Below are 26,576 nucleotides of genomic sequence, written 5' to 3'. Positions count from 1 at the left end.
CCAAGGGATTGGCAAAAACCACCATAACCAAGGCTCTCCCGGGCTCACTGCATACTGTACCCCTGTTAGAATTGCCCCCTTTTGGCCGCCTTGAATTCCATGAGCAAACCCGCCGACAGCCCCAAGCACACCCCGATGATGCAGCAATATCTCGGGCTCAAGGCCAAGCACCCGAACACCCTGCTCTTCTACCGCATGGGCGATTTCTACGAGTTGTTCCATGAAGACGCGGAGAAAGCGGCGCGGCTGCTCGACATCACGCTGACCACGCGCGGGCAGTCGGCCGGGGTGCCGATCAAGATGGCGGGCGTGCCTTTCCATTCGCTGGAGCCCTACCTGGCGCGGCTGGTCAAGCTGGGCGAGTCGGCGGTGATCTGCGAGCAGATCGGCGATCCGGCAACCAGCAAGGGCCCGGTCGAGCGCGCCGTGTCGCGCATCGTGACGCCGGGGACGCTGACCGACGCGGCGCTGATCGACGACAAGCAGGATGTCTGGTTGCTCGCCGTGACCACCTTGCGCAACACCGCCGGCATCGCCCGGCTCAACCTGGCGAGCGGCGAATTCATCCTGATCGAGGTGGCGGCCGAGCAGATCCCGGCGACGCTGGAGCGCATCCGCCCGGCGGAAATCCTCTACCCGGAAAGCTGGACGCCCAACTTCGGCATCGACGTGGCGCGCACCCGCCAGCCGGACTGGTATTTCGATTTCGACTCGGCCAAGCGCCTGCTCTGCGAGCAGTTCGAGGTCGCCTCGCTCGCCGGTTTCGGCGCCGAAGGCCTGAAGCCGGCGATTGCCGCAGCCGGCGCCCTGCTCCAGTACGCGCAGGCGACGCAGTCGGGAAAATTGCCGCACCTGCGCGGGCTGACCGTCGAAATCGAAGGCGATTACCTCGGTCTCGACCTCGCCACCCGGCGCAACCTGGAACTAACCGAGACCCTGCGCGGCCAGCCCTCGCCGACGCTCTTTTCGCTGCTCGACAACTGCGTCACCAGCATGGGCTCGCGCCTCCTGCGCCACACGCTGCACCACCCGCTGCGCGCGCGCTCGATTCCCGCCGAACGCCATGGCGCGGTCGAGGCGTTGCTCGACGATTACGGGCGCCTGGCCGGTGCCGTCCGCAAGAGCCTGCGCGGCATCGCCGACATCGAGCGCATCGCCGGCCGCATTGCGCTGAGGAACGCCCGCCCGCGCGACCTCGCCAGCCTGCGCGAGTCGCTCGCCCGGCTGCCGGAACTGCGCGCGCCGCTGGCCGAGGCCAATTCCGACCTGCTGGCGCAGACCTGTGACGAACTGGCCGTGCCGGCCGAAACGCTCGACCTGCTGGTGCGCGCCATCGCCGCCGAACCGGGCGCCCAGGTGCGCGACGGCGGTGTCATCGCCCCGGGCTACGACGCCGACCTCGATGAACTGCGCTCGCTCAACGACAACTGCGGCGCCTTCCTGGTCGACATGGAAGTGCGCGAACGCGAGCGCACCGGCATCGCCAGCCTGAAGGTCGAGTACAACAAGGTGCATGGCTTCTACATCGAGGTCACGCACGCCAACGTCGACAAGATTCCCGACGACTACCGCCGCCGGCAGACGCTGAAGAACGCCGAGCGCTACATCACGCCGGAGCTGAAGGCTTTCGAGGACAAGGCGCTGTCGGCGCAGGAACGTTCGCTGGCGCGCGAGAAGCTGCTCTACGAACAGATTCTCGACGCGCTGCTGCCGGTGGTACCGATCCTGCAGACGATTGCCCGCGCCATCGCCCAGCTCGACCTGCTGGCCGGCTTCGCCGAGTCGGCCTTGAAACGCAACTGGTGCAAGCCGGAGTTCGTCGCCGACACCTGTCTGAGCATCGAAGGCGGCCGCCACCCGGTGGTCGAGAACGAATTGGCGCAAAGCGCCGAGACCTTCATCGCCAACGACTGCCGGCTCGCCGAAGAACGCCGGCTGCTCTTGATCACCGGCCCGAACATGGGCGGTAAATCGACCTACATGCGCCAGGTCGCGCTGATCGCCCTGCTCGCCCATATCGGTAGCTACGTGCCGGCGACGCGCTGCGTGCTCGGCCCGCTCGACCGCATCTTCACCCGCATCGGCGCCTCCGACGACCTCGCTTCCGGGCGCTCGACCTTCATGGTCGAGATGACCGAAGCCGCCGCCATCCTGCACCACGCAACGAACCAGAGCCTGGTGCTGATGGACGAGATCGGCCGCGGCACCTCGACGTTCGACGGCATGGCGCTGGCCTTCGCCATCCTGCGCCACCTGATCGACAAGAACCGCAGCCTGACGCTGTTCGCCACGCACTATTTCGAACTGACGCGGCTCTCGCACGAATATTCCGAGCTGGCCAACGTGCACCTCGGCGCCGTCGAACATGCGCACCGCATCGTCTTCATGCACGCCGTCGAGGAAGGCCCGGCCAACCAGAGCTACGGGATCCAGGTCGCGGCGCTGGCGGGAATTCCGGCCAGCGTCGTGCGCGCGGCAAAGAAGCAGTTGCGCGAATTCGAGCAGCGGGCAACGGTCGATCCGCTGCAACCCGATCTGTTCACGCAGGCCGCGCCGGAACCCGAAATTGCCGAACCGCACCCGGTACTCGGCCAGCTCGCCTCTATCGACCCGGACAGCCTGACCCCGCGCGAAGCGCTGGATGCGCTGTACGCATTGAAGGGCCTGCTGCGTTGAATCAGCGCCGGGTTATTGCCGGCTGGCGGCGCGGCGCCGTGCTGGGCGCGCTGCTCCTGCTCGCCGCCAGCGCTCACGCCGAACTCTGGCGTTTCGGGCTGATCGGCGACGTCCCCTATTCCGACAGCGAACGCGCCGAGCTGCCGAAGATGCTGGCGGCGATCGCCGACACGCACGTCGATTTCATCGCCCATGTCGGCGATTTCAAGCACGGCGCCGATCGTTGCGACGACGCTGTCTTCGAAGACCGCCGGCAACTGTTCGAGACCAGCCGGGTGCCTTTCGTCTTCATTCCCGGCGACAACGAATGGAGCGATTGCTGGCGCGTCAGCAACGGTTCTCATGCGGCGCTGGAACGCCTGGCCAAACTGCGCCGCCTGTTCTGGAGCGACGGCCTGTCGCTGGGGCAGCAAAAAATGGCGCTCGAACGCCAGTCAGGCGGCTACCCGGAACATGCGCGCTGGCGCCTGGGGCCGGTACTGTTCGTCAGCTTCAACCTGCCCGCCAACAACAACTGGGGGCTGACGCAGCAGCCATCGGCCGAATTCCTCGCCCGCAACCCTTTCGTGCTGGCCTGGCTGAAGGAGAATTTCGCGCTGGCGCGGCGCGAGACACTGCGCGGCATTGTCCTGATGTTCCAGGCCAACCCGGGCTTCACCCACCACGCCCAGGGCTTTGCGCACAGCGGCTTCCGCGATTTCCTGAACGCTTTGCGCGAGGAAACGCTGGATTTCCCGGGCGAAGTCGTTGTCGTCCACGGCGACACGCACATCAGCCGTATCGACAAGCCGCTACGCGATACTCGCGGCAAGCGGATCGCCAATTTCACCCGGGTCGAGACTTTCGGCTACCCGTTCATGGGTTGGTCGCGCGGCGTCATCGATACCGACGCGCCAGCGCTGTTCCGTTTCGAAACCCATCCCTGGCCACCGCGCCGCTGAGCGGCGCAGCAACCCACCGCCACCTCAGTGGCAGGTTTCGCCGTCTTCGTCGGCGTCGTGCACGTGGCCGTGCTCGACTTCATCGGCGCTGGCGGCGCGGATCGCCGTCACCGTGCAGGTGAACACCAGCGCACTGCCGGCCAGCGGATGGTTGCCGTCGAGCACGACCTTGTCGTCGGCGATATCGGTGACGCGGTAGATGACGAAATCGTCATCATCGCCTTCTTCCGGACCGCCTTCGAACTGCATGCCCACCTGCAGTTCCTTGGGGAAATCCTTGCGCGGTTCGATCTGCACCAGTTCCGGATCGTATTCGCCGAAAGCTTCGTCCGGCTGCAGCTTGACCTGGACCGACTCGCCGACCATCTTGCCCTGCAGGGCTTCCTCGATCTTCGGGAAGATGTCGTCGTAGCCACCGTGCAGGTAGATGATGGGATCACGGCCCTCGTCGACAACCTCGCCTTCGGGGTTGGTGACGTGGTAATCGAGAGTGATGACGGTATTCTTGGCGACCTGCAGGTTCATGAATCAAGTTCCTTCACGAGGCGCAGCACATCCAGTGCGTGGCCCTTGTAATTGACGTTGTACAACGCATGGCGGATGACGCCGTTGCGATCGATGACAAAGGTGGAACGGACGATGCCGAATTTCTTCTGCCCATCCACTTCCCGGGCTTGCCATACCCCGTATTGCTTGCAGACGCTGCCGTCGGCATCCGAGAGCAGGCGGGTGCCGATACCCTCTCGATCACGAAAATCCTGATGCTTCAGGCAGTCGTCGCGGTTGATGCCGAACAGCACGCAGCCCAGCCTTTCAAAATCCCCCTCGTGGTCGGAAAAATCGGTGACCTCGCGGGTACAACAGGGCGTGCAGTCCTTGGGATAAAAAAACAGGACGATGGTGTTGCGCTTGAGGTAGCCCGCCAGATCGACAGTCTCCATGTCGGCATCCGGCAAGGAAAATGTCGGGGCGCTATCGCCATTCTTGAGCAGCATGTCGTTCTCCTATAGCGCTCGGCGCGAGACTGCTGGAGACGATTCTAACTGAGCGATTTGCCCGTGGCTACTGGGTTTTTGGGGATTCGACCGGGGCGTTGGCAAGCGGTCGATCGGGGATCTGGACAAAGATTTCGTCCTGCTTCACCATGCCCAGTTCGAAGCGCGCCCGCTCCTCGATCGCCTCGTAACCCTGCTTCAGGTCACGAACTTCGGCGTCGAGGCCGGCGTTGCGGATTTCAAGCTGACGCGTTTCTTCCTTCTCGACCTTGAGCTGGCGGTCGTACTCCCATACCTTCAGCCATCCTCCCTTGCCCAGCCACAACGGGTACTGGAGGAGGACGATCAAGGCGAGGAGGCCGACCGTCAGCCAGCGCATGAACGCTTAACGCAGGTTGTAGAAGGTTTCGCGACCCGGGTAGGACGCGGTATCGCCGAGATCTTCCTCGATCCGGATCAGCTGGTTGTACTTGGCGATACGGTCCGAGCGCGACAACGAACCGGTCTTGATCTGGCCGGCGTTGAGGCCGACGGCGATGTCGGCGATGGTGCTGTCCTCGGTTTCGCCCGAGCGGTGCGAGATCACCGCGGTGTAACCGGCGCGCTTGGCCATTTCGACGGCGGCGAAGGTTTCCGACAGGGTGCCGATCTGGTTGATCTTGATCAGGATCGAGTTGGCGATGCCCTTCTGGATGCCTTCCTTGAAGATGCGGGTGTTGGTGACGAAGATATCGTCGCCGACGATCTGCACCTTGTCGCCGAGACGGTCGGTGAGCAGCTTCCAGCCGTCCCAGTCGGCTTCCGACATGCCGTCTTCGATGGAGACGATCGGGAAGCGGTCGACCAGGTTGGCCAGGTAATCGGTGAATTGTTCGGAAGTCAGTTGCAGACCTTCGCCGGACAGGTGATAGCGGCCTTCCTTGTAGAATTCGGAAGCGGCGCAATCGAGCGCCAGCAGCACATCCTGGCCGGGCACGTAGCCAGCGGCTTCGATCGCCTGCATGATGATTTCCAGCGCCTCGGCATGGCTGCCGAGGTTCGGCGCGAAACCGCCCTCATCGCCGACGGCGGTCGAATGACCGGCCTTGTCGAGCAACTTCTTCAGGCTATGGAAAACTTCGGCGCCACAGCGCAGGGCTTCGCGGAAGGTGTTGGAACCCACCGGCATGATCATGAATTCCTGGATATCCAGGCTGTTGTTGGCGTGCTCGCCGCCGTTGATGATGTTCATCATCGGCACCGGCATCTGCATCGGCGCCATGCCGCCGAAGTAGCGGTAGAGCGGCAGGCCGGATTCTTCGGCGGCGGCCTTGGCGACCGCCATCGAGACGGCGAGGATGGCGTTGGCGCCGAGACGCGACTTGTTGTCGGTACCGTCGAGCTCGATCATCGTCTGGTTGACGAAGGCCTGTTCCTGGGCGTCGAGACCGATGATCGCTTCCGAGATCTCGGTATTGATGTTCTCGACCGCCTGCATGACGCCCTTGCCGAGGTAGCGGCCCTTGTCGCCGTCACGCAGTTCGATGGCTTCGCGCGAGCCGGTGGAGGCGCCGGACGGCACCGCGGCGCGGCCCATGACGCCGCTTTCCAGCAGCACATCGGCCTCGACCGTGGGATTGCCGCGCGAATCCAGAATCTCGCGGGCGACGACATCAACGATAGAACTCATGTCTCTTCCTTATAAACAAAAGGTTACAGATACTTCATAAACAAAAACTTTAAATTTTCAGCTCTTCGAAACCGGCAGCCTTGGCAGCCCGATCGAGAGCGACCAGGGTCGCCAGCAGGCTTTCCATGCGCTCGAGCGGCCAGGAATTCGGGCCGTCGGAAAAGGCCTTTTCCGGGCAGGGATGGGTTTCCATGAACAGGCCGGCGATGCCCACGGCAACCGCCGCCCGCGCCAGCACCGGGACGAACTCGCGCTGGCCGCCGGAGACCGTGCCCTGCCCGCCCGGCAACTGCACCGAGTGGGTGGCGTCGAAGACGACCGGGCAGCCGGTGTCGCGCATGATCGCCAGCGAGCGCATGTCGGACACCAGGTTGTTGTAGCCGAAACTGGCGCCGCGTTCGCAGACCAGGATATTGTCGGCGCCGCCATTGACCTCGCGCGCCTTGGCGACGACGTTCTTCATGTCGCCCGGCGCCAGGAACTGGCCCTTCTTGATGTTCACCGGCTTGCCGCAGGCGGCCACGGCATGGATGAAATCGGTCTGCCGGCAGAGGAAGGCCGGCGTCTGCAGGACATCGACGACGCTCGCCACCTGGGCGACATCGGCTTCGCTGTGCACGTCGGTCAATACCGGCACGCCGATCTGGGCGCGAACGTTCTCCAGGATCTTCAGCCCGCCGTCGATGCCTGGTCCGCGCACCGAGGTGCCGGAGCTGCGGTTGGCCTTGTCGTACGACGCCTTGAAGATGTAGTTGATGCCGAGCCGGGCGCAGACTTCCTTCATGTGACCGGCGACATCGACGCACAACTGTTCCGATTCCGCCGTGCAGGGGCCGGCGATCAGGAAAAAAGGCTGGTCAAGACCAGCCTCGAATCCGCACAGCTTCATGCCGACTTGCCCAGCTTGCTGGTCAGCGCCGCCTGCACATACGACGTGAACAGCGGATGACCCTGACGCGGGTTGGACGTGAATTCCGGGTGGAACTGGCAGCCGACGAACCACGGATGGACGTCGGACGGCAGTTCGACCATCTCGCAGAGGTCGGTGCCCGGCGCACGGCCGGCGACGACCAGGCCCTTGGCTTCGAGCTGCGAGAGCAGCGTGTTGTTCACTTCATAGCGATGGCGGTGACGTTCGGTGATTTCCGCCTTGCCGTAGATCTGGCGGGCCAGCGTGCCTTCCTTGAGCCGGCAGACCTGACCGCCGAGGCGCATGGTGCCGCCGAGATCGGAATCCTCGCCGCGCTTCTCGACCTTGCCGGAAGCGTCCAGCCATTCGGTGATCAGGCCGATCACCGGGAACGGCGTGTCGGCGACGAATTCGGTCGAATGCGCATCCTTCATGCCGGCGACGTCGCGGGCGAACTCGACGACCGCCATCTGCATGCCGAGACAGATGCCGAGGTAAGGCACCTGGTGCTCGCGGGCGTAGCGGATCGCCGCGATCTTGCCTTCGGTACCGCGCCGGCCGAAACCGCCCGGCACCAGGATGGCGTCCATCGTTTCGAGGACGCCGGTGCCTTCCTTCTCGATGTTCTCGGAATCGATGTACTCGATATCGACCTTGCAGCGCGTATGGATGCCGGCGTGCTTGATCGCCTCGATCAGCGACTTGTAGGACTCGGTCAGATCGACGTACTTGCCGACGAAGGCGATGCGCACGCTGTTCAGCGGGTGCTCCATGGCATCGATCAGCTTTTCCCAGACCGACAGGTCGGCCGCCTTGGCCAGGATGCCGAGCTTGTGGCAAACGATCTCGTCGAGCATCTGCTCGTGCAGCATGCCGGGAATCTTGTAGATCGAATCGGCATCGAGACATTCGATGACCGCTTCCGGCATGACGTTGCAGAACAGCGCGATCTTCCGCCGCTCTTCCACCGGGATCGAGCGGTCGGCGCGGCAGAGCAGGATGTCCGGCTGGATGCCGATCTCGCGCAGTTCCTTGACCGAATGCTGGGTCGGCTTGGTTTTCAGTTCGCCGGCCGTCGGAATGTAGGGCAAGAGCGTCAGGTGCATGTAGCAGACGTTGTTGCGGCCTTCCTCGATGCCCATCTGGCGGATCGCTTCCAGGAAGGGCAGCGATTCGATGTCGCCGACCGTGCCGCCGACTTCGACGATGGCCACGTCGGCGCCTTCGGCACCGGCCTTGACCTTGCCCTTGATCTCGTCGGTGATGTGCGGGATGACCTGCACCGTCTTGCCGAGATATTCACCGCGACGCTCCTTCTTCAGCACCGTGTCGTAAATCTGACCGGTGGTGAAATTGTTGCGTTTGGCCATCTTGGCACTGGTGAAGCGCTCGTAATGCCCGAGATCGAGGTCGGTCTCGGCGCCGTCTTCCGTGACGAAAACTTCGCCATGCTGGAAGGGGCTCATCGTGCCGGGGTCGACGTTGATGTAGGGGTCGAGCTTGAGATGGGTAACCTTGATGCCGCGGGATTCCAGAATGGCCCCCAGCGACGCGGCGGCGATGCCTTTGCCCAAGGAGGACACGACACCACCCGTAACGAAAACGTATTTGGTCATGGAAAGACAGGCTGCGGGAAAGCAGAATGATAGCTGAAAATCCCCCGACAGCGAAAGCCGTCCGCCACCGTGAAAGCGACTCGGCTAGAATTGTCGCTTCCTGAAAAACCTCCCGGAAGTCCGCTCATGTCCCAATTTTCCTTTGACGTCGCCCTCGAAGATTTCGAAGCCAAGGTCCTCCAGGCATCGCTTGAAGTACCGGTGGTCGTCGACTTCTGGGCCCCCTGGTGCGGCCCCTGCCAGACGCTGAAGCCGATGCTGGAAAAGCTGGCCGAGGAATACCAGGGCCGTTTCCTGCTGGCCAAGGTCAACTCCGACGAGAACCCGGAACTGGCCGGCCACTTCGGCGTACGCAGCATTCCCTCGGTGAAGGTCGTCTATCAGGGCCAGTTGGTCGACGAATTCAACGGCGCCCTGCCCGAAGGCCAGGTCCGCGAATTCCTCGACCGCATCGCCCTGCCCGGCGGCAACGAGGCCGACCTGCGCGCTGAAGCCGCTGCCCTGGTCGGCGAAGGTCAACTGGAAGAAGCGCTGGCCAAATTGGTCGCCGCCAGCCAGGCCGACCCGCAGGACCAGGCGGTGCAGCTCGATGCCATCGATGTCCTGCTGCAGCTCGGTCGCAACGACGAAGCCGCCCAGTTGCTGGCTGGCGAGTACCCGAACGAACCCGCTCGCGCCACCGCCCTGCGCGCCCGCCTGGCGCTCGCCCAGGGCGCCGCCGACACCGCGCCGCTCGAAGCAAAGCTCGCCGCCAACCCGGACGACCACGCCAGCCGTCTCGAACTGGCCCGCGCCTACGCCGCCCAGAGCCGCTTCCGCGAAGCCCTCGAAGCGGCACTGGAAGTGGTCCGCCGCGACCGCTTCTTCGACGAGGGCGCCGGCCGCAAGACGCTGCTGCAGTTCTTCGAGGCGCTGTCCGGCGAACAATACGACGACCTCGTCCGCGAGTTCCGCCGCAAGCTGTCGGCCGCGCTCAACTGATCCGCCGCCGGACGTCGTGCAGCTTTTCTACACCGACGTCTTCGTCCTGCCGCTGCCGCCGGGCCATCGTTTCCCGATGGAAAAGTACGCCCGGCTACGCCAGGCGCTGCTCGACAGCGGCGAATTCCAGGCAAGCGATTTCCGGCTGCCGGCGGCCGCCAGCGATGACGAACTGGCACGCGCCCACGACCCGGCCTACATTACCCGGATCGCCAACGGGCGCCTCGACGAAGCGGCGCAGAAAGCCATCGGTTTTCCCTGGAGCGCGCAGATGGTCGAGCGTTCGCGTCGCTCGGCCGGCGCCACGCTCGCCGCCTGCCGGGCCGCGCTGGCGGCGGGCAACGGCGTCGCCGCCAACCTCGCCGGCGGCACCCACCACGCCTTTCGCGATCACGGCGAAGGTTTCTGCGTCTTCAACGATGCCGCCGTCGCCGCCCGCGCCATGCAAGCCGAGGGGCGCGCCGGGCGCGTCCTGATCGTCGACTGCGACGTTCATCAAGGCAATGGCACCGCCGCCATCCTCAAGGGCGACACCAGCGTATTCACCTTTTCCATCCACGGCGCGCGCAACTACCCCTTCACCAAGGAAGAAAGCGACCTCGACATCGAACTCCCGGACCGCTGCGGCGACGACGCCTACCTGCTGCAACTCGGCCACGGACTCGACACCGCCTTCGACCTCGCCCGCCCCGACCTCGTCATCTACCTGGCCGGCGCCGACCCTTATGCCGACGACCGCCTCGGCCGGTTGGCCCTGAGCATGGCCGGCCTGCGCGAGCGCGACCGCCAGGTCTACGCCCGCTGCCGCGAACGCGAGCTCCCGCTGGCAATCGCCATGGCCGGCGGCTACGCCCGCCAGATCGACGACACGGTCGCCATCCACGCGGCGACGATCCGCCTCGCCCGCGCCATGTGGGGCTAAAATCCCGCCATGGATACCGCCCGCGATCTCTACCTGAGCGCCACGCTGCGCCGCATCGAAGCCCACCACGCCGACCTGCCGCTGATGCAGCGCGCCGGGCTGGCAGCCGCCGATTTCGCCGGCGAACTGGCCGATCCGCGCAACCGCCCGGTCCTCATCCTCGCCGGTCCAGGCAACAACGGCGGCGATGCCTTCGTCGTCGGCAGTCGGCTGCGCGAGCGCTTCTTCGCCGTCCATCTCGTCTTCGCCGGCGATCCCGCCGCCCTGCCGGCCGATGCGGCGGCGGCGCGCGAGGCTTTCCTGGCCGGCGGCGGCAGCACGCTCAGTGAAATCCCCGAGATCGAGCCCTGGGGGCTGATCGTCGACGGCATCTTCGGCATCGGTCTCAGGCGCGCACCGGAGGGCCGCTACGCCGAGTGGATCGCCACCGCCAACCGGCTGGCGCAACGCGATGCCTGCCCGCTGCTCGCCCTCGACTGCCCGTCCGGCCTCGACGCCGACAGCGGCCGGCGCCCCGGCCCGTGCATCGCGGCGACCCACACGATCAGCTTCATCGCCGCCAAGCCGGGCCTATACACCGGCGACGGCCCCGACCATGGCGGCGAGATCCGCATCGCCACGCTCGATCTGTCGATCGACGAAGCCGACGGCCGGCGGGTGAGCCCGGCCGATTTCGCCGAACGCCTGCAGCCGCGCCGGCGCAACACGCACAAGGGAAGTTTCGGCAGCGTCGGCATCCTCGGCGGCGGCAAGTCGATGAGCGGCGCCGCGCTGCTCGCCGGCCGCGCCGCGCTCCGGCTGGGCAGCGGTCGCGTCTATCTCGGCCTGCTCGACCCGGACGCGCCGACCGTCGATCCGGTGCAGCCGGAACTGATGATCCGCCGCGTCGACACCCTGTTCCAGGCCGACTTGCAGGCGCTGGTCTGCGGCCCCGGCCTGGGTCACACCAGCGAAGCGGTGCAGTACGTCGAACAGGCGCTGAAATGTCCGCTGCCGCTGGTCCTCGACGCCGACGCGCTGAACATCCTGGCGGTCGATGGCCGGCTGGAAGGCAATCTGTACAACCGCATCGCGCCCGCCATCCTCACCCCGCACCCGGCGGAAGCGGCGCGCCTGCTCGGCAGTTCGGTGCGCGAGGTGCAGGACGACCGGATCGGCGCCGCCCGCGAAATGGCCGCGCGCTACGCCAGCCCGGTCGCCCTCAAGGGTTGCGGCACGGTGATCGCCGCCAGCGACGGGCGCTGGTGGATCAACACCACGGGCAACCCGGGCCTGGCCAGCGCCGGCATGGGCGATGTGCTGAGCGGCTTGATCGCCACCCTGCTGGCCCAGAACTGGTCGCCCGAACAGGCGCTGCTCGGCGCCGTCCACCTGCACGGCGCCGCCGCCGACGCGCTGGTCGCCGCCGGCCACGGCCCGGCCGGCCTCACCGCCAGCGAGGTGATCGACGCCGCGCGCCAGGTCTTCAACGGCTGGCTGGGCGGTCGCCAGGGCTGAGACGGTGCCCGCCGCGGCGGGCTTATGCAAACGGACTTTCTCCGGTAGAGTGCGCAAACCGGCCATGCCGTTTTCCGCCGCCCGCTGCCCTGGAGGTCCGACCATGCAACGCACCCTGCTCTCCCTCTTCGTTTCGGCCGCGCTGCTCGCTGCCGGCTGCACCAGCCTCGCCCCGAACCGAACCGTCCCGCTCGCCGAAACCCTTGCCAGTCACACCAGCGGCGGCCCGCTGGCGCTCGCCGAGGGACAGGTGCTGACGGACAACGACGCCGCCTTCGCCGCCAAGCTGGAGCTGATTGCCGGCGCCCGTGAAAGCCTCGATCTCGCCTACTACATCTTCGCCGACGACTACAGTTCGGCGGCGCTCACCCAGGCGCTGCTCGACGCCACCCGGCGCGGCGTCCGGGTTCGCCTGCTGCTCGACTATTTCAGCGCCTACGGCGATCTCGACCGCCTGAGCTGGCTTGAGCGCGAAGGCGCCGGCAAGCTCGAGGTCCGCCTCCACAACCGGCCGACCGCCGAGATCATCCGCGATGCCGCCTATCTGACCACCAGTTGCGCCGATGTCGGCGTCGCCGGCCAGCAATGCGACGACGCCAAGCAGCGCGCGATCGAGCAGCAGTTTGGCGCACTCGCCGCCGCCGGCAGCGACCCGGCGGAAACCACCGTCGCCGGCTCCGGCCTGTTCCTCTCCGGTCTCTACGGCAAGCATCCGCAACTGCTGGCCTACGCCATCAGCCGCGGCCAGGGCATCGATCCGCAGGCGCTCGCCGCCAGCGCCGGCAACGCCGACCCGGCGCAGGGCGAACGCCTGAAGGAACTCGGCAAGCTCTACTTCAAGGCCCGCTACAGCGGCGGCGTCGATGGCCTGAGCGCCCGCCTGAAGCTCGCCTTCGTCCGCCTCGCCTTCGCCGAGCAGGTCAACCCGGTGTTCGCGACGGTCGGCAGCTACCTGCCGCTGGCGCGCCAGAACAACAGCAGTGCGCAGCGGGACTGGGACTACCTGAGCGAATTCCTCCACCACAAGCTGCTGCTCGCCGACCGCCGCCAGCTCGTGCTCGGCGGGCGCAATGTCGAGGATGCCTACCACCTGCACCCGGGGCCGCTCTCCGCCAAATACAACTTCATGGACACCGACGTCCGGCTGCGCCTGACCGCCCCGGACGCGACACTCGCCGCCAGTTTCGACAATCTCTGGCAGTTGCCGATGAACGCGACGCTGGCCCAGGTGCGCCGCCATGCGCCGAACGAGCACCTGGCCAACTTCGCGGTTTTCGACACCGCCCAGGAAGCCTGCGCCAAGGGCAGCGACACCGCCTGCGTCGACCGTTACCTCGAGCGTCACCTGCACCCGCTGGAACAGCGCATGGAAACGATCGCCCGTCAGCACCGGGAGAACCTGCAGCGTTTCCGCAACGAATACCGCCCGGCAATCGCTGCCGCGCCGCGGCCGCTCGACGCCACGGCGGCGATCCATTACCTGCAGAACCTGCCGATGGTCGACGGCCAGCGCAGCTACGGCGCCCCGCTGCAGGACGAAGCGGCGCGCGGCAAGCAGATCCACGGCCTGTGGCGCTCGGCCTTGCAGGCGGTCTGTGACGGCGCCGGGACGACGCGCGAGGTCTACATCCACAACGCCTACTTCTTCCTGCCGGCCAACCTGCTGCGCGACATCGGCGCCGCCCTTGACGGCAGCCGCGCCTGCCCCGGCGTGACGCTGACGATGCTGACCAATTCGCTGGCCACCACCGATCTCAGCGTCGTCAACCTGCTCGCCGTCTGGCAGATGAAGGCGCTCGCCGATCACCTGCGCGAAACGGCGCCGGGCAGCGCTGCCGCCCGCCTGCGCTACTACGAGTACCTGCCGCAGGCCGACAAGCGCCTGTCGCTGCACAGCAAGGTGATGGTCTTCGGCGACGATGTCTTCATCGGCTCGGCCAACGCCGACGTGCGCAGCCTGATGATGGACAGCAACAACGGCGTCTTCATCCGCAACGCGCCCGTCTTCGCCGGCGGCTACCGGCAATGGCTGCGCGACATCGTCGCCGCGCCCGGCCGCGTCGCCGAACGCACGGCGGACCTCGGCAGCGAGCGCGACGCCCTGCTCGCCGCGATGGACACCCACCTCGACCAGTTGCTCGCCCGCTACGCTGGCGAACGCCTGAACGCCGAACAGCAGGCCAAGCTGCGGGCCGACGTGCGCGCCACGGCGCAACGGGTCTACGACCTGTCGCGCGGCATCCTGCGCGGCGAACGCGACGCGGCCGAACAGTTCAACGCGCTGTTCAAGGCAATCTGAAGCACTGCCGGCGGGGCCCAGGCGCCCGCCGGCAGTCTCAGTGCAGGCGGAGGTTCAACTCATCGATCGCCGCCGACCAGTCGGCATCATCGATGATCTCTTCCTTGAGAAAGCAGCGTTGCATCGGCGTCCAGAACGGCGCCCGGTAAAGCGCAACGTCGCCGGCCAGCGGCCGGTGGGCGGCGATGAAAGCCTCGATGGCGGGCGGCTCCGAGGGCAAGCCAAGCTGGTCGAACAACTGGGGCAGCGTGTGCATCGCATCCATGACGGGGCTCCTGTGACTTGACTGACCGCTGTTGGATCATCGGTACCGGGCGACGGTTCCCGGCTTTTGGCCGCTGCCGCCGGGCGTTACAATGCGCCACCCGCAACTTTCCCGCCCCTCCGCCATGCCCATCGAATTCGACTATCCGCTCGCCGCTGAAATCACCCGCAACGTTACCGCCGCCATCGCCGAGGATGTCGGCGCCGGCGACCTGACGGCGGCCCTCGTTCCCGGCGAACGCCAGGTCCGCGCCCGCGTCATCTCACGCGAGTCCGGCGTGCTGTGCGGCACCGCCTGGTTCGACGAATGCGTGCGCCGTCTCGACCCGACGGCCACGGTCACCTGGCAGGCCGCCGACGGCGAGCGCATCGGCGCCGACCAACTGCTGTGCACCATAGATGGCAACGGCCGCGCCCTGCTCACCGCCGAGCGCAGCGCGCTGAATTTCCTGCAATTGCTGTCGGCGGTGGCGAGCAAGGCGCGCATCTACGCCGATGCGATCGCCGGCACCCGGGCGCAAGTGGTGGATACGCGCAAGACCCTGCCCGGCCTGCGCGTCGCCCAGAAGTATGCGGTGCGTGCCGGCGGCGGCGGCAATCACCGGCTGGCGCTGTGGGACGCGATCCTGATCAAGGAAAACCATATCCACGCCGCCGGCGGCATCGCCCAGGCAATGGCCGCCGCACAAGAAGTCGCGGCAGCAGCGGCCGACCGCTGCAAGTTCATCCAGGTGGAAGTGGAAAACCTCGACGAACTGCGTCAGGCGCTGGACGCCGGCGCAACCATGATCCTGCTCGACAACTTCAGTTGCGCCCTGCTCCGCGAGGCGGTGGCGCTCAACGCCGGCCGCGCCATCCTCGAAGCCTCGGGCAACGTCAGCCTGGAGAGCATCCGGGAAATCGCCGAAACCGGCGTCGACCGCATCTCGGTCGGCGCACTGACCAAGGACGTCAAGGCGCTCGACCTGTCGATGCGTTTTATCGATTAAATGCTGTTACCATAACAAAAAGAAGACAAACATGAATCTCTTATGAACCTATTTATTGAGTGGGATCCGACTTACAACATCGGGCTGCAGGACATCGACGATCAGCACAAGGTCTTGGTCAACATCATCAACCAGATCTGGAGCGAATTCGTCAGCGGCACCACGGGCGTGGGCGGGCTTGCCAGCATCGCCGAGCTTGAGCAATACACGGTGACGCACTTCCAGGCGGAAGAAAACTTCATGCACAGTAACGCCTACAGCGATTTCAAGGCGCACAAGAGGCGGCATGAAGCTTTCGTCAAGCGAATTCACATGGAACGCCTGGCCATCGAGTCGGGCAACAGCGTTTCGATCAACCTAGTCAATTTTCTCAGGGACTGGCTACTCGATCACATCATGGTCGAAGACCGCGCTTACGCCGAGGAGTTCCAGCCAAAGAAACTCGATGAAAGCTTGGGCTGTTTCTTCTCTCGACTTTCCCGGCAGTAAAGACGCCGCCCAGTTCGCGCGGCGCTAACCGCAGCGCAACGGCTTGCGTACCACCAGATCGATCAGCGCGGCATGCCCTGCGTGGCCGCGCCCTTCCGCCATGACATCTTCGTGCTCGCACAGTTCGAGCAGCTCCCAAGCGGCTAAGCGCCCGAACTGGGCGCTCAGGAAGGCATTGGGCGCGGTACCTAAGCGGCAATATTGGCCGGCATCGCGATAGCGCGCCGACCAAAAGGCTTCGTGGTCGTAGCTCACACGCGGTCGACGACGAACTGCTTGATCGCCGCGACGTCCGGGTCCATGACCACGACGTGCTGCTCCAGATTCTCGATGCCGGCCAGTTCGGCCGGGCGCACCGGCTCGGTGCCCAGCGCCTCGCGGATGGTTTCCTCGAACTTGGCGGGCTGCGCGGTTTCCAGCACGATCATGGTCTGCCCCGGCTGGCGCTGTTCGAGTGCCACCTTGAGGCCGTCGGCGGTGTGCGTGTCGAGCATCACGTTGTAACGCCCCTGGGCGAAGCGGATCGTGTTGATGCGGTCGATGTGCGTGCTGCGCCCGGAGACGAAGCCGAACTTCGGCAGGTCCTTCCAGTAAACCGTGGTGCTGAGGTCGAAAGCCTGCCCTTGGTCGACGCGCGACCAGAGATCGCGGATCACCACCGGGTCGCGGCCGACCAGGTCGAAGACGAAGCGCTCGAAGTTGGAGGCCTTGGAAATATCCATCGACGGGCTCGACGTCACGCTGGTTTCCGCCGAGCTGCGCGGACGATAGACGCCAGTCCTGAAAAACTCGTCGAGCACGTCGTTCTCGTTGGTGGCGAGCACCAGCTTGGCGATCGGCAGGCCCATCTGGCGGGCGATGTGGCCTGCGCAGATGTTGCCGAAGTTGCCCGACGGAACGCAGAACGACACCGTCTCGTCGTTCGATTGGGTGGCCAGGAAATAGCCCTGGAAGTAATAGACGATCTGCGCCGCGACACGCGCCCAGTTGATCGAATTGACGGCGCCGATCTTGTACTGCTTCTTGAACGCGGCGTCGTTGGAAACGGCCTTGACGATGTCCTGGGCGTCGTCGAACATGCCGCGCACGGCGATGTTGAAGATGTTGGCGTCGGTCAGCGAGTACATCTGGGCGCGCTGGAAGGCGCTCATCTTGCCGTCCGGCGAGAGCATGAAGACCTTGACATTGTGCTTGCCGCGCATCGCGTACTCGGCCGCCGAGCCGGTATCGCCGGAGGTGGCGCCGAGGATGTTGATCGATTCGCCGCGCTGGTCGAGCACGTATTCGAAGAGGTTGCCGAGCAGTTGCATCGCCATGTCCTTGAAGGCGAGCGTCGGGCCGTTCGACAGTTCCTGCGTGTACAGGCCGTCTTCCAGTTTGGTCAGCGGCGTGATCTCGGCGGCGTTGCCGCCGTTACGGGTGAAGCGATAGACGTCGGCGGTGTAGGTCTTGGCGACGATGGCCTTGAGGTCGGCGGCCGGGATGTCGGTGATGAACTTGGAGAGGATCTCGAATGCCAGGTCGGCGTAGGAGAGCTGGCGCCAGGCGTCGAGTTCGACGCGCGTCACCTGCGGATAGGTTTCGGGCAGATAAAGCCCGCCGTCCGGCGCCAGCCCGCCGAGGAGGATGTCGCAGAAAGCCTGGGGCGCGGACTGGCCGCGGGTCGAGATGTAGCGCATGGCGTCGGAACCTGGAAAGCGGAAAAAACCGGGATTTTACCGCGTCGGGCGCGCGATACGCATGGCCATGATGAGGCGCAGCACGAACCAGCCGAGCGCGCTGCCAACCAGAAGGCCGGCCGGCATGGCGGCGTCAGCGATGAAAGCGAGGCCGGCGGCGAAGAACAGCAGGGCGCGCCAGCGCCCGCCGACCGCCAGGCAGTCGCGCATCGCGTCGCGCGCCGGCGTGCGCACGCCCGGGTGGCGCCAGACCGGCAGCAATTGCGTCAGCGCCCCGCTCACCAGCGGCAGCAGGAAAGCCGCCGCCCAGGCCGCCAGCGTCGGCCGCGCAGCGACCAGGCCGGCACCATGCAAGGCGCCGGCGAATAGACAGAGCAACCAGCCAGCCACCGCCGCCAGCAGCGCCGCGACGGCGCCGTCGCCGAGCAAGGCGGCAGCTTTGAAACGGCGCAGCCAGTGGGCGACCAGCCCGAGCGCGAGGACGACCAGGATCGCCGCGCCGGCCACCGCCAGTGGCCAGTACAGCGCGCTGCCGACGGCCAGCAGGAGAACGGCGGCGACTTGCGGCCACAGCCGGCGCCGCAGCCAGCCGGCGGCCTGGGGATCGGGCTGGCCGAGCGCGGTCGGCAGCAGCAGCGGCAGCGTGCCGAAAGCCGCCAGCCCGACCAGGCCCAGGGTATTGAGGTGCAGATGCAGGCGCCGCCAGCTCAGCCAGTGTTCCGGCCAGATCCCCATCGCCAGCACGGCGAGCAGCGCCGTCATCAGCAGCATCCCGGCCGCCGCGTACCAGCGCCAGCCGGGATGCGGCGTGCCGAGCGCGGCGCGCGCCCGGCGTACGATCCAGACGAGGAGCGCGGCGGCCAGTCCGAGATCGAGGCAAGCCGCAAGAAACACGGCCGGGTAAGGCAGGACACCGAAAAAACCGGCCACGGCGAGCCCGCCGCTGGCCAGCGCCAGCCATGGCAGCCGCCGGATGGCGGCCGGCGCGTCGCCGGTGCGCGTCAGCACCGGCACGAAATGGATCATCGCCGCGAAGATCAGCGGCACGATGCCGCCGGCGAAGGCCAGATGGGCCACCGCCGCCGGCGTGCCGACCCCGGCCGCGCCGGCCAGAGCGGCGAGCACGAGGCAGCACAGCGCGGCGACGGCGATCCGCGTCAACTGCCGAGCACCTTGAAATCGATGACGATGGCGCCCGGCTCGCGCTGGACGTAGGCAATCGACACCTGTTCGCCGTAACGCTGCTGCATCTGGGCGAGCAACGGCAACGGGTCGTGGTCGTTGCAGAAACGCATCGTCTCGCCGGGCATCAGCGACTCCAGCGCGCCAAAGATGGCGGCGTGGCGGAAACGCTTGGCGACGCCGCGCGCATCGAAGGGGTAAAGGGCTTCCGGAGTGGTGTGGTTGCAAACATGGACGGACTGCATGGTGGGGGCTCCTATCAGACTTGCCGGGATGGCAGGCGGATTGTCCGTGCGCAGCGGCAACCATTCTATGATCTAGATCGCCTTCGGCGGATGGATTCTCCGCCGAGGCGTCCACGACCGCCAGCCTCAGGCATGCCCTTCGCGCGGCGCCGCCGGCCAGCCCAGGCGCGCCTTCAGCGCCGGCCACCAGTCGCTGCCGCCGGGACCGACGACAACCGCGCTGCAGCGCTGGCCGGCGCTCAGCTCGATCCAGCCCCCTGCATCAAGGCGGAACAGCGTCTCGGCGGCAACGATGCACTCGCGCACCTGCAGGCGCTCGGCCAGCCACAGCGGCGGCTGGCGCAGGAGCAGCGAGCCCTCGAAGACGAACAGTTCGCTGCCGGCGTCGACCAGGATCTGCCGGGACTCGCCGGCGGCCAGTTGCAGGTTGAGGCTGGATTGGGATTGCATGAGGTTTCTCCCGTGACATGGACAAGGCCATGCTAGCCAAGCGCCGGCGATGAAAACAGACACAGGAAAGCCCTATCTGCTACGCAGCAGAATCGAAAAAGCAAAACTGCTACCATCGAAAAACCCGCCATCTGTATCTATCCGTCCCCCTGCCCCGCACCGATCATCCGGCCATGAGCGAAACCCCCGTTTACCGGCGCCTTGCCGGCCACTACCAGGAAAGCATCCGCAACGGCCAGCTCGTGCCGGGCGCGCGCTTCCCGTCGATGCGGGCGCTGATGGCGCAGCATCAGGTCAGCCTGTCGACAGCGATCAACCTGTGCCGCGAACTCGAGCGCGAAGGCTGGCTGGAGGCCCGCCCGCGCTCCGGCAACTTCGTCCGCCGGCCCGACCGCGACGCCGCGCTGCCGCTGCGCGAACCGCAACCCGGCAGCGGTCCCGACCCGGCGCAATACGTCGGCATCCACGCCCGCGTTTCCGAGTTCGTCGCCCTCTGCCGGCAGACTCCGGTGCGCATCAACCTGTCGCGCGCCCGCTGCTCGCCGGCGCTGTATCCCGGCGAAGCCCTGCGCCAGTGCGCCGCCCGCGTGCTGCGCCGGCATCCGGAAGTGCTGGTCACCGGCGGTTCGCACAACGGCCACCCGGAATTCCGCGCGACGCTGGCGCGGCGGGCACTGGCTGCCGGCATGCTGCTGGCGCCGGAGGAGATCGTCGTCACCCACGGCTGCATCGAGGCGCTCAATCTCGCCTTGCGCGCCGTGACCCGTCCCGGCGACGTGGTCGCGGTCGAATCGCCGACCTTCTTCGGCCTGCTGCAGATCCTCGAAAGCCTCGGCCTGCGCGCCCTGGAAGTACCGACCAGCCCGCAAACCGGGATTTCGCTGGAAGCGCTTGAACTGGCAATCCAGCAGGGCGAGCGGATCGCCGCGCTGGTCGTCGTGCCGCACCTGCAGAATCCGCTCGGCGCCTGCCTGCCGGACGAGCGCAAGGCGGCCCTGGTGCGCTTGTGCGCCGGTGCCGGCATTCCGCTGATCGAGGACGACACCTACAGCGCCCTTCACGACGCGGCGCCGCAGCGGGCGCTGAAATCCTGGGACGAATGCGGCAACGTCATGCACTGCGCCTCGCTGCACAAGGTCCTTGCCCCGGGCATGCGCCTCGGCTGGCTGACCGGCGGCCGCTGGCAGGCGCGGGTCGAGATGCTCAAGCACGCGCAGACGCATTTCAACGAGGAGCTGTCGCAGTTGGCCGCCGCCGAATACATCGCCTCGCCCGCCTACGACCGCCACCTCCGGCACCTACGCGCGGTCCTCGGCGAGCAGCGGCGGCGCATGCGTGCCGCGGTGATCGCCGCCTTTCCGCCGGGCACCCGGCTCAACGCGCCGCCCGGCGGCCTCACCCTGTGGGTCGAGTTGCCCGACGGCCGCTCGGCCCGTCGGCTGTTCGACGCGGCCCGCCCGGAAGGCATCCTGTTCGCGCCGGGCATGATGTTCTCCAATTCCGAGCGCTACAACGCCTTCCTGCGCCTGAACTGCGGCTGGCTGTACTCGGACGGCGTCGACCAGGCGCTGCGCCGGCTCGGCGAACTGGCGCACGCGACACCGCCGGCTTGACGCCGAGCGCATCGCGGGCGCAAAAAAGGGAGCCCGCAGGCTCCCCTTTGTGCAGCCGCGAACGGCTTACTGCAGTTCTTCCAGGCGGATGCGCTTGACCTGGCCCTTGACCGCGGCCAGCGCCTCGACCTTGGCGACCGCGGCGAGCGCAGCGCTCTCGCTGCAGACGTGGGTGAGGATGATGATGTCGGTCTCGCCCTCGCCTTCTTCCGGCTCGCGCTGCAGCATGGCGTCGATCGAGATGCCGTGGTCGGCGAGGATACGGGTGACGTCGGCGAGCACGCCGGCCTTGTCCTCGACGCGCAGGCGCAGGTAATTGCCGGTCTCGATCTCGCTCATCGGCAGGATCGGCAGGTTGGACATCGCGTTCGGCTGGAAAGCCAGATGCGGCACGCGGTGTTCCGGGTCGGCGGTGGCCAGGCGGGTGACATCGACCAGGTCGGCGATCACCGCCGAGGCGGTCGGCTCGGCGCCGGCGCCCTTGCCGTAGTAGAGCGTGGTGCCAACGGCGTCGCCCTTGACGACGACGGCGTTCATCGCGCCCTCGACGTTGGCGATCAGGCGCTTGGCCGGGATCAGCGTCGGGTGCACGCGCAGTTCGATGCCCTGCTCGCGGCGCTTGGCGATGCCGAGCAGCTTGATGCGGTAGCCGAGCTGTTCGGCGTACTTGATGTCGGAGGCTTCAAGCTTGGTGATGCCCTCGACGTGAGCCTTGTCGAACTGAACCGGGATGCCGTAGGCGATCGAGGCGATCAGCGTCGCCTTGTGCGCGGCGTCGACGCCTTCGATGTCGAAGGTCGGATCGGCCTCGGCATAACCCAGGCGCTGCGCCTCGGCGAGCACGTCGGCGAAGGACAGGCCCTTGTCGCGCATCTCGGAGAGGATGAAGTTGGTGGTGCCGTTGATGATGCCGGCGGCCCATTCGATGCGGTTGGCGGTGAGGCCTTCGCGCAGCGCCTTGATGATCGGGATGCCGCCGGCGACGGCAGCTTCGAAGGCGACCATGACGCCCTTGTCCTGGGCGGCGGTGAAGATCTCGGTGCCATGCACGGCGAGCAGCGCCTTGTTGGCGGTGACGACATGCTTGCCGGCGGCGATCGCCTGCATCACGACTTCCTTGGCAACACCGTAGCCGCCGATCAGTTCGACGATGATGTCGATTTCCGGATCGTTGACCAGGGCGAAGGCATCGTCGGTGACGCGGGCTTCGCCTGCGGTGACCTGCTTGGCCAGTTCGACGTTCTTGTCGGCCACGGCGGTAATTCGAATCGGCCGGCCGGCGCGGCGGGTGATTTCTTCCGCGTTGCGCTTGAGAACGGTCCAGGTGCCACCGCCGACGGTGCCGATGCCGATAAGGCCAACATTGATGGGTTTCATAGGTCAGTCTTTGTTGATGAGATGGTTGGTGTTGTGACGTTTGCGATAGTTTTCGAGGAAGCGCGCCAGGCGGCCGACCGCTTCCTTGAGGTCGTCCTCGTGCGGCAGGAAGACCAGGCGGAAGTGGTCCGGGTGCGGCCAGTTGAAGCCGGTCCCCTGGACCAGCAGCACCTTTTCTTCCTGCAGCAGTTCGGCGATGAACTGCTGGTCGTTCTTGATCGGGTAGATCTTGGGATCGAGCTTCGGGAACATGTACAGCGTCGCCTTCGGCTTGACGCAGGAAACCCCCGGAATCGCGTTGATCAGCTGGTGGGCGATGTCGCGCTGGCGGCGCATGCGCCCGCCCTCGCCGACCAGGTCGTCGATGCTCTGGTAACCGCCGAGCGCGGTCTGGATGCCGTGCTGGCCGGGCGCATTGGCGCACAGGCGCATCGAGGCGAGGATGTCGAGGCCTTCGATGTAGTCCTTGGCATGCCGCTTGTCGCCGGAAACCACCATCCAGCCGGCACGGTAACCGCAGGAGCGATAGTTCTTCGACAGGCCGTTGAAGGTGATGGTCAGCACGTCGTCCGACAATGCGGCAATCGAGGTGTGCTTGACGCCGTCGTAGAGCACCTTGTCGTAGACCTCGTCGGCGTAGATGATCAGGTGGTGCTCGCGGGCGATGGCGATGATCTCGTGCAGCAGGTCGTCCGGGTACAACGCACCGGTCGGATTGTTCGGGTTGATGATGACGATGGCGCGGGTGTTCTTGTTGATCTTGCTGCGGATGTCATCGAGATCAGGCAGCCAGCCTTTTTCCTCGTCGCACAGGTAATGCACCGGCTTGCCGCCGGACAGGCTGATCGCTGCCGTCCACAGCGGGTAGTCGGGCGCCGGCACCAGCACTTCGTCGCCGGCGTCGAGCAGCGCGTTCATCGCCATGACGATCAGTTCGGAAACGCCGTTGCCGACGTAGATATCCTCCAGCGTCACACCCTTGATCCCCTTCTGCTGGGTGTAATGCATGATCGCCTTGCGCGCCGCGAAGATGCCCTTCGAATCCGTGTAGCCGGCCGCGTTGGGCAGGTTGCGGATGATGTCCTGCTGGATTTCCTCGGGCGAATCGAAGCCGAAGGCGGCGAGGTTGCCGATGTTCAGCTTGATGATCTTGTGGCCTTCTTCCTCCATCTGCTTGGCCATCTGCAGCACGGGGCCGCGGATGTCATAGCAGACGTTGGCGAGTTTGGCGGATTTCTTGACGTGCTTCATGGCGATGTCCGGGTTGGCGAGGTTTGGGCCAAAGGTATAATCCTACTATTACGTTTGCTGCACCGCAAAGTGAAACTCCATACCACCAGCACTGCCGGACTCAACCTGTTCACCGCTTATGGCGACGACTACGTTGCGGTCAACCATGAAAAACACGAAACCAGCCTGATCGTGCTGCCGGACCGCCTGCTCGCCGGGTGGACCAGCGCCAGCGTCGGCAGCCTGCAGGAAGCCGACATGCAGGCCCTGCTCGGCCTTGGCGTCGAGGTCGTCCTGCTCGGCACCGGCAAGCGACTGCGCTTCCCGTCGCCAGCGCTGATGCGGCCCTTCGCGCCGGCCGGTATCGGCCTTGAAGTGATGGATCTGCAGGCTGCCTGCCGGACCTACAACATCCTCGCCAGCGAAGGCCGCAAGGTGGCGGCCGCCCTGCTCTTCGACTGATCGCCTAGCTGTCGCTCTTACCGAGCGTCGCCAGCAGCATCTCCATGATCCCGGCGGCATCGCGGGCCGCGTCGAAATCGGCCGGCGGGCCGAACAGGAAACCCTGCGCGGCATCGCACCCCATGTCGTGGAGCAGGGCAAGCTGCGTTGCCGTCTCGACCCCTTCGGCAACCACGCGGGCGCCAAGCCGGCGGCCGAAGGCGACCAGCGCCGCGACCAGTTCGTGGATCGCCCGGTTGCCGACGATTTCACTGATGAAGGAACGATCGATCTTGATCGTGTCCAGCGGCAACTGGGCCAGCAGGGCAAACGAGCAATAACCGGCACCGAAATCGTCGAGCGAGAAGCGGCAGCCGGCATCGGCCAGCCGCGAAAGGGTGTCCATCGCCTGCGGATTGCCGCCCAGCGCCAGCTCGGTCGACTCGAACGTGATGCTGTGCGGCGGGACACCGACGTCGGTCAGGGTATCGAGCAGGCGTTCGACGGCATCCGGATCGGCCAGTTGCCGTGGCGACAGGTCGACTACCAGTCCGAATTCCCCATTACCGCCCTTCAGCGCGGCAGCGGCCTCGGCCAGGGCGCGCCGGCCGAGTTCGGGCATGATGCCGATCGACTCGGCAACCTCGAGGAAACGCCCGGCGTCGAGCAGACCGAACTCGGGATGCTGAAAGCGCAACAGGGCTTCGACATACTCCACCTGGCCCGTGGACAGCGAAATCTCCGGCAGGTACAGCAGGCTGTAGCGCCAATTCTCCAGCCCGTCGCGCAACTCGCGCTCCATGTCGAAACGGCTGCAGCCGGGCAAGGCCGTCGGGCGGAAAAAGCGGCAGTTACCCCGGCCAGCCGCCTTGGCTTCGTATAAAGCGGTATCGGCAGCGGCCAGCAGTTCGTCCGGCCGCTCGGCGTCATCGGGATAGATGGCGATGCCGATGCTGGCGCCGATCTGCAGGCTGTGCCCGGAGAGACCGATGGGCGAGGCTATCTCTTCCAGCAGCTTGGTGCAGACGCTGCGCAGGCCGTCGATGCCTTCGTGTTCCTCGACCAGCAGCACGAACTCGTCGCCACCGCGACGGCTGACGGTATCGGTCTGACGCAGACACTGCAGCATGCGGCGTGCGGTCACCTGCAGCACTTGGTCGCCGACGGCATGCCCCCAGGTGTCATTGACCTCCTTGAACAGGTCGAGATCGAGATAGAGCACCGCGAGTTTGTGCCGATAGCGCTGGGCGCGGGCGATGGCGCGCTGCAGGCGGTCCTCGAACAGGACGCGGTTGGGCAGTCCGGTGAGGCTGTCGAAATGCGCCAGGCGACGAATCCGCTCCTCTTCCCGCTTGCGTTCGGTAATGTCCGAAATCAGCCCGACGTAACGCCGGGTTCGCCGCCCATCGCCATTGACGGCGACGATCGACAACCATTCCTCGTACAGGCTGCCATCGCGGCGACGGTTGGTGAGTTCGCCGGACCAGCGGCCGTGATGCAGCAGGCTGTCCCACATCGAGCGATAGAATTCCGGGCCATGCCGACCGGAAGACAGGACACGCGTCCGCCGACCAACGATGTCGCGCGGCCGGTAGCCAGTGAGCACGGTGAAAGCGGGATTGACGGCGAGCACCCGGGTTTCCTCGTCGGTCACCAGGATGCCTTCGTTGGCGGCCTCGAAAACCATTTGCGCCAGCTTGCGGTCGATCGTCCGCCCCCGGTGGCGGGCGCAACGCTGCAAGGCCTCCAGCAGTTGCGCCGGATCGAGCGGTAGCGTCAGATAAGCGTCGATCCCATCGCGGATGACGCGATCGAGCAAGGCAAGATCAGCCGCCGACGTGGTAACGATCACCGCGATATCCGGGTCCCATTGGCGAGCCTTTTCGCACAAGGCCAGGCCGTCTCCGTCCGGGAGCGTCTCGGCAACAAAAACGATGTCGGGTTCATCGGCCCCGCAACTGGCAAGAGCGCTGACCATGGAGTCGGCGAGCGAGGTCTCGCGCACGTGCAGGGCAACGCATTCGGTCAGCATCTGACGCCGGGCGCTATCGCCGTTGACGATCAGCACGCGCAGGGAAGCGAGATCAATGGAAAGTTCCGGCATCGCCGCA

25 protein-coding genes are annotated in these 26,576 nt (G+C 66.0%); 10 read left to right on the top strand and 15 right to left on the bottom strand.

Translation table 11 applies throughout. The features are described 5' to 3' along the window. Nucleotides 1–99: 99 nt before the first annotated feature. Nucleotides 100–2,676 (top strand): DNA mismatch repair protein MutS, encoded by a 2,577-nt coding sequence (gene mutS, locus AC0KWY_RS02360; RefSeq protein ID WP_474028056.1) that lies wholly within the window; start codon nt 100–102, stop codon nt 2,674–2,676. Next, nucleotides 2,673–3,617, top strand: a complete 945-nt coding sequence (locus tag AC0KWY_RS02355) for a metallophosphoesterase (protein ID WP_474028055.1) — start codon at nt 2,673–2,675, stop codon at nt 3,615–3,617. The genes mutS and AC0KWY_RS02355 overlap by 4 nt, the downstream gene beginning before the upstream one ends. Nucleotides 3,618–3,641: 24 nt before the next feature. Here AC0KWY_RS02355 and AC0KWY_RS02350 read toward each other — a convergent pair whose 3' ends face one another. The 6 genes from AC0KWY_RS02350 to AC0KWY_RS02325 all read right to left on the bottom strand — a co-directional run bounded on the left by AC0KWY_RS02350 (nt 3,642) and on the right by AC0KWY_RS02325 (nt 8,807). Beyond that, the gene (locus tag AC0KWY_RS02350) at nt 3,642–4,142 is read right to left on the bottom strand and encodes an FKBP-type peptidyl-prolyl cis-trans isomerase (RefSeq protein ID WP_474028054.1); all 501 of its coding nucleotides are present in this window, start codon (nt 4,140–4,142) and stop codon (nt 3,642–3,644) included. Further along, nucleotides 4,139–4,609, bottom strand: coding sequence for a peroxiredoxin (locus AC0KWY_RS02345; protein ID WP_474029693.1), 471 nt, complete (start codon nt 4,607–4,609; stop codon nt 4,139–4,141). The genes AC0KWY_RS02350 and AC0KWY_RS02345 overlap by 4 nt, the downstream gene beginning before the upstream one ends. Nucleotides 4,610–4,679: 70 nt before the next feature. Next, on the bottom strand, nt 4,680–4,991 hold the full coding sequence (gene ftsB, locus AC0KWY_RS02340; protein ID WP_474028053.1) for a cell division protein FtsB: 312 nt from the start codon (nt 4,989–4,991) through the stop codon (nt 4,680–4,682). Between the two features lie 6 nt (nt 4,992–4,997). Next, nucleotides 4,998–6,281: a phosphopyruvate hydratase gene (gene eno / locus AC0KWY_RS02335; RefSeq protein ID WP_474028052.1), complete on the bottom strand. Its 1,284-nt coding sequence runs from the start codon at nt 6,279–6,281 to the stop codon at nt 4,998–5,000. 49 nt (nt 6,282–6,330) lie between these two features. Next, a complete protein-coding gene (kdsA, locus tag AC0KWY_RS02330; protein WP_474028051.1) occupies nt 6,331–7,170 on the bottom strand; it encodes a 3-deoxy-8-phosphooctulonate synthase in 840 nt (279 codons plus the stop codon). Continuing rightward, the gene (locus tag AC0KWY_RS02325) at nt 7,167–8,807 is read right to left on the bottom strand and encodes a CTP synthase (RefSeq protein WP_474028050.1); all 1,641 of its coding nucleotides are present in this window, start codon (nt 8,805–8,807) and stop codon (nt 7,167–7,169) included. The genes kdsA and AC0KWY_RS02325 overlap by 4 nt, the downstream gene beginning before the upstream one ends. 126 nt (nt 8,808–8,933) lie before the next feature. Between AC0KWY_RS02325 and AC0KWY_RS02320 the strand changes: the two genes are divergently transcribed. The 4 genes from AC0KWY_RS02320 to AC0KWY_RS02305 all read left to right on the top strand — a co-directional run bounded on the left by AC0KWY_RS02320 (nt 8,934) and on the right by AC0KWY_RS02305 (nt 14,506). Next, nucleotides 8,934–9,788 (top strand): tetratricopeptide repeat protein, encoded by an 855-nt coding sequence (locus AC0KWY_RS02320; RefSeq protein WP_474028049.1) that lies wholly within the window; start codon nt 8,934–8,936, stop codon nt 9,786–9,788. A 16-nt stretch (nt 9,789–9,804) separates the two neighbouring features. Next, the gene (locus tag AC0KWY_RS02315) at nt 9,805–10,710 is read left to right on the top strand and encodes a histone deacetylase family protein (protein ID WP_474028048.1); all 906 of its coding nucleotides are present in this window, start codon (nt 9,805–9,807) and stop codon (nt 10,708–10,710) included. A gap of 9 nt (nt 10,711–10,719) precedes the next feature. Continuing rightward, nucleotides 10,720–12,207 (top strand): NAD(P)H-hydrate dehydratase, encoded by a 1,488-nt coding sequence (locus AC0KWY_RS02310; RefSeq protein WP_474028047.1) that lies wholly within the window; start codon nt 10,720–10,722, stop codon nt 12,205–12,207. 103 nt (nt 12,208–12,310) lie between these two features. After that, nucleotides 12,311–14,506 (top strand): phospholipase D-like domain-containing protein, encoded by a 2,196-nt coding sequence (locus tag AC0KWY_RS02305; RefSeq protein WP_474028046.1) that lies wholly within the window; start codon nt 12,311–12,313, stop codon nt 14,504–14,506. A 37-nt stretch (nt 14,507–14,543) separates the two neighbouring features. Here AC0KWY_RS02305 and AC0KWY_RS02300 read toward each other — a convergent pair whose 3' ends face one another. After that, entirely contained in the window at nt 14,544–14,771 is a 228-nt protein-coding gene (locus AC0KWY_RS02300; RefSeq protein ID WP_474028045.1) for a DUF2789 domain-containing protein, read from the bottom strand. A gap of 91 nt (nt 14,772–14,862) precedes the next feature. On the opposite strand from AC0KWY_RS02300, the gene nadC reads away from it, so the two are divergent. Continuing rightward, nucleotides 14,863–15,759, top strand: a complete 897-nt coding sequence (nadC, locus tag AC0KWY_RS02295; RefSeq protein ID WP_474028044.1) for a carboxylating nicotinate-nucleotide diphosphorylase — start codon at nt 14,863–14,865, stop codon at nt 15,757–15,759. A gap of 42 nt (nt 15,760–15,801) precedes the next feature. Next, a complete protein-coding gene (locus AC0KWY_RS02290; RefSeq protein ID WP_474028043.1) occupies nt 15,802–16,248 on the top strand; it encodes a bacteriohemerythrin in 447 nt (148 codons plus the stop codon). 24 nt (nt 16,249–16,272) lie between these two features. On the opposite strand, the gene AC0KWY_RS02285 is transcribed toward AC0KWY_RS02290, so the two are convergent. From AC0KWY_RS02285 to AC0KWY_RS02265, 5 genes are all read right to left on the bottom strand, one after another. Next, on the bottom strand, nt 16,273–16,503 hold the full coding sequence (locus tag AC0KWY_RS02285) for a hypothetical protein (RefSeq protein ID WP_474028042.1): 231 nt from the start codon (nt 16,501–16,503) through the stop codon (nt 16,273–16,275). Continuing rightward, the gene (gene thrC, locus AC0KWY_RS02280) at nt 16,500–17,927 is read right to left on the bottom strand and encodes a threonine synthase (protein WP_474028041.1); all 1,428 of its coding nucleotides are present in this window, start codon (nt 17,925–17,927) and stop codon (nt 16,500–16,502) included. Before thrC ends, AC0KWY_RS02285 begins: the two co-directional genes overlap by 4 nt. Before the next feature lie 36 nt (nt 17,928–17,963). Further along, a complete protein-coding gene (locus AC0KWY_RS02275; protein WP_474028040.1) occupies nt 17,964–19,088 on the bottom strand; it encodes a hypothetical protein in 1,125 nt (374 codons plus the stop codon). Then, the gene (locus tag AC0KWY_RS02270; protein ID WP_474028039.1) at nt 19,085–19,354 is read right to left on the bottom strand and encodes a DUF2249 domain-containing protein; all 270 of its coding nucleotides are present in this window, start codon (nt 19,352–19,354) and stop codon (nt 19,085–19,087) included. The genes AC0KWY_RS02275 and AC0KWY_RS02270 overlap by 4 nt, the downstream gene beginning before the upstream one ends. A 126-nt stretch (nt 19,355–19,480) precedes the next feature. Continuing rightward, nucleotides 19,481–19,804, bottom strand: a complete 324-nt coding sequence (locus tag AC0KWY_RS02265) for a hypothetical protein (protein ID WP_474028038.1) — start codon at nt 19,802–19,804, stop codon at nt 19,481–19,483. Nucleotides 19,805–19,977: 173 nt separating this feature from the next. Here AC0KWY_RS02265 and AC0KWY_RS02260 point away from each other — a divergent pair, with 173 nt between their 5' ends. Further along, nucleotides 19,978–21,417, top strand: coding sequence for an aminotransferase-like domain-containing protein (locus AC0KWY_RS02260; RefSeq protein ID WP_474028037.1), 1,440 nt, complete (start codon nt 19,978–19,980; stop codon nt 21,415–21,417). Nucleotides 21,418–21,483: 66 nt separating this feature from the next. Here the strand turns inward: AC0KWY_RS02260 and AC0KWY_RS02255 are convergent, their stop codons facing one another. Both AC0KWY_RS02255 and AC0KWY_RS02250 read right to left on the bottom strand, forming a co-directional pair. Continuing rightward, nucleotides 21,484–22,794 carry a homoserine dehydrogenase gene (locus AC0KWY_RS02255; protein ID WP_474028036.1) on the bottom strand — a complete coding sequence of 437 codons (1,311 nt, stop codon included), beginning with the start codon at nt 22,792–22,794 and terminating at the stop codon, nt 21,484–21,486. Nucleotides 22,795–22,797: 3 nt separating this feature from the next. Next, entirely contained in the window at nt 22,798–24,045 is a 1,248-nt protein-coding gene (locus AC0KWY_RS02250; protein WP_474028035.1) for a pyridoxal phosphate-dependent aminotransferase, read from the bottom strand. 69 nt (nt 24,046–24,114) lie between these two features. On the opposite strand from AC0KWY_RS02250, the gene AC0KWY_RS02245 reads away from it, so the two are divergent. Continuing rightward, nucleotides 24,115–24,486, top strand: a complete 372-nt coding sequence (locus tag AC0KWY_RS02245) for an Mth938-like domain-containing protein (protein ID WP_474028034.1) — start codon at nt 24,115–24,117, stop codon at nt 24,484–24,486. Nucleotides 24,487–24,490: 4 nt separating this feature from the next. On the opposite strand, the gene AC0KWY_RS02240 is transcribed toward AC0KWY_RS02245, so the two are convergent. Next, entirely contained in the window at nt 24,491–26,569 is a 2,079-nt protein-coding gene (locus AC0KWY_RS02240; protein ID WP_474028033.1) for a putative bifunctional diguanylate cyclase/phosphodiesterase, read from the bottom strand. Between the last annotated feature and the right edge of the window lie 7 nt (nt 26,570–26,576).

The organism is Azonexus sp. MM2026_4 (assembly GCF_055901855.1).
This window is presented reverse-complemented; position numbering and strand designations above follow the sequence as displayed.

Excerpts from the sequence above, each read along its gene's own strand:
- mutS (WP_474028056.1), top strand. The coding sequence starts at position 100 with ATGAGCAAACCCGCCGACAGCCCCAAGCACACCCCGATGATGCAGCAA.
- AC0KWY_RS02350 (WP_474028054.1), bottom strand. The coding sequence starts at position 4,142 with ATGAACCTGCAGGTCGCCAAGAATACCGTCATCACTCTCGATTACCAC.
- ftsB (WP_474028053.1), bottom strand. The coding sequence starts at position 4,991 with ATGCGCTGGCTGACGGTCGGCCTCCTCGCCTTGATCGTCCTCCTCCAG.
- eno (WP_474028052.1), bottom strand. The coding sequence starts at position 6,281 with ATGAGTTCTATCGTTGATGTCGTCGCCCGCGAGATTCTGGATTCGCGC.
- kdsA (WP_474028051.1), bottom strand. The coding sequence starts at position 7,170 with ATGAAGCTGTGCGGATTCGAGGCTGGTCTTGACCAGCCTTTTTTCCTG.
- AC0KWY_RS02325 (WP_474028050.1), bottom strand. The coding sequence starts at position 8,807 with ATGACCAAATACGTTTTCGTTACGGGTGGTGTCGTGTCCTCCTTGGGC.
- AC0KWY_RS02320 (WP_474028049.1), top strand. The coding sequence starts at position 8,934 with ATGTCCCAATTTTCCTTTGACGTCGCCCTCGAAGATTTCGAAGCCAAG.
- AC0KWY_RS02310 (WP_474028047.1), top strand. The coding sequence starts at position 10,720 with ATGGATACCGCCCGCGATCTCTACCTGAGCGCCACGCTGCGCCGCATC.
- AC0KWY_RS02305 (WP_474028046.1), top strand. The coding sequence starts at position 12,311 with ATGCAACGCACCCTGCTCTCCCTCTTCGTTTCGGCCGCGCTGCTCGCT.
- AC0KWY_RS02300 (WP_474028045.1), bottom strand. The coding sequence starts at position 14,771 with ATGGATGCGATGCACACGCTGCCCCAGTTGTTCGACCAGCTTGGCTTG.
- nadC (WP_474028044.1), top strand. The coding sequence starts at position 14,863 with ATGCGCCACCCGCAACTTTCCCGCCCCTCCGCCATGCCCATCGAATTC.
- AC0KWY_RS02290 (WP_474028043.1), top strand. The coding sequence starts at position 15,802 with ATGAACCTATTTATTGAGTGGGATCCGACTTACAACATCGGGCTGCAG.
- thrC (WP_474028041.1), bottom strand. The coding sequence starts at position 17,927 with ATGCGCTACATCTCGACCCGCGGCCAGTCCGCGCCCCAGGCTTTCTGC.
- AC0KWY_RS02270 (WP_474028039.1), bottom strand. The coding sequence starts at position 19,354 with ATGCAGTCCGTCCATGTTTGCAACCACACCACTCCGGAAGCCCTTTAC.
- AC0KWY_RS02265 (WP_474028038.1), bottom strand. The coding sequence starts at position 19,804 with ATGCAATCCCAATCCAGCCTCAACCTGCAACTGGCCGCCGGCGAGTCC.
- AC0KWY_RS02260 (WP_474028037.1), top strand. The coding sequence starts at position 19,978 with ATGAGCGAAACCCCCGTTTACCGGCGCCTTGCCGGCCACTACCAGGAA.
- AC0KWY_RS02255 (WP_474028036.1), bottom strand. The coding sequence starts at position 22,794 with ATGAAACCCATCAATGTTGGCCTTATCGGCATCGGCACCGTCGGCGGT.
- AC0KWY_RS02250 (WP_474028035.1), bottom strand. The coding sequence starts at position 24,045 with ATGAAGCACGTCAAGAAATCCGCCAAACTCGCCAACGTCTGCTATGAC.
- AC0KWY_RS02240 (WP_474028033.1), bottom strand. The coding sequence starts at position 26,569 with ATGCCGGAACTTTCCATTGATCTCGCTTCCCTGCGCGTGCTGATCGTC.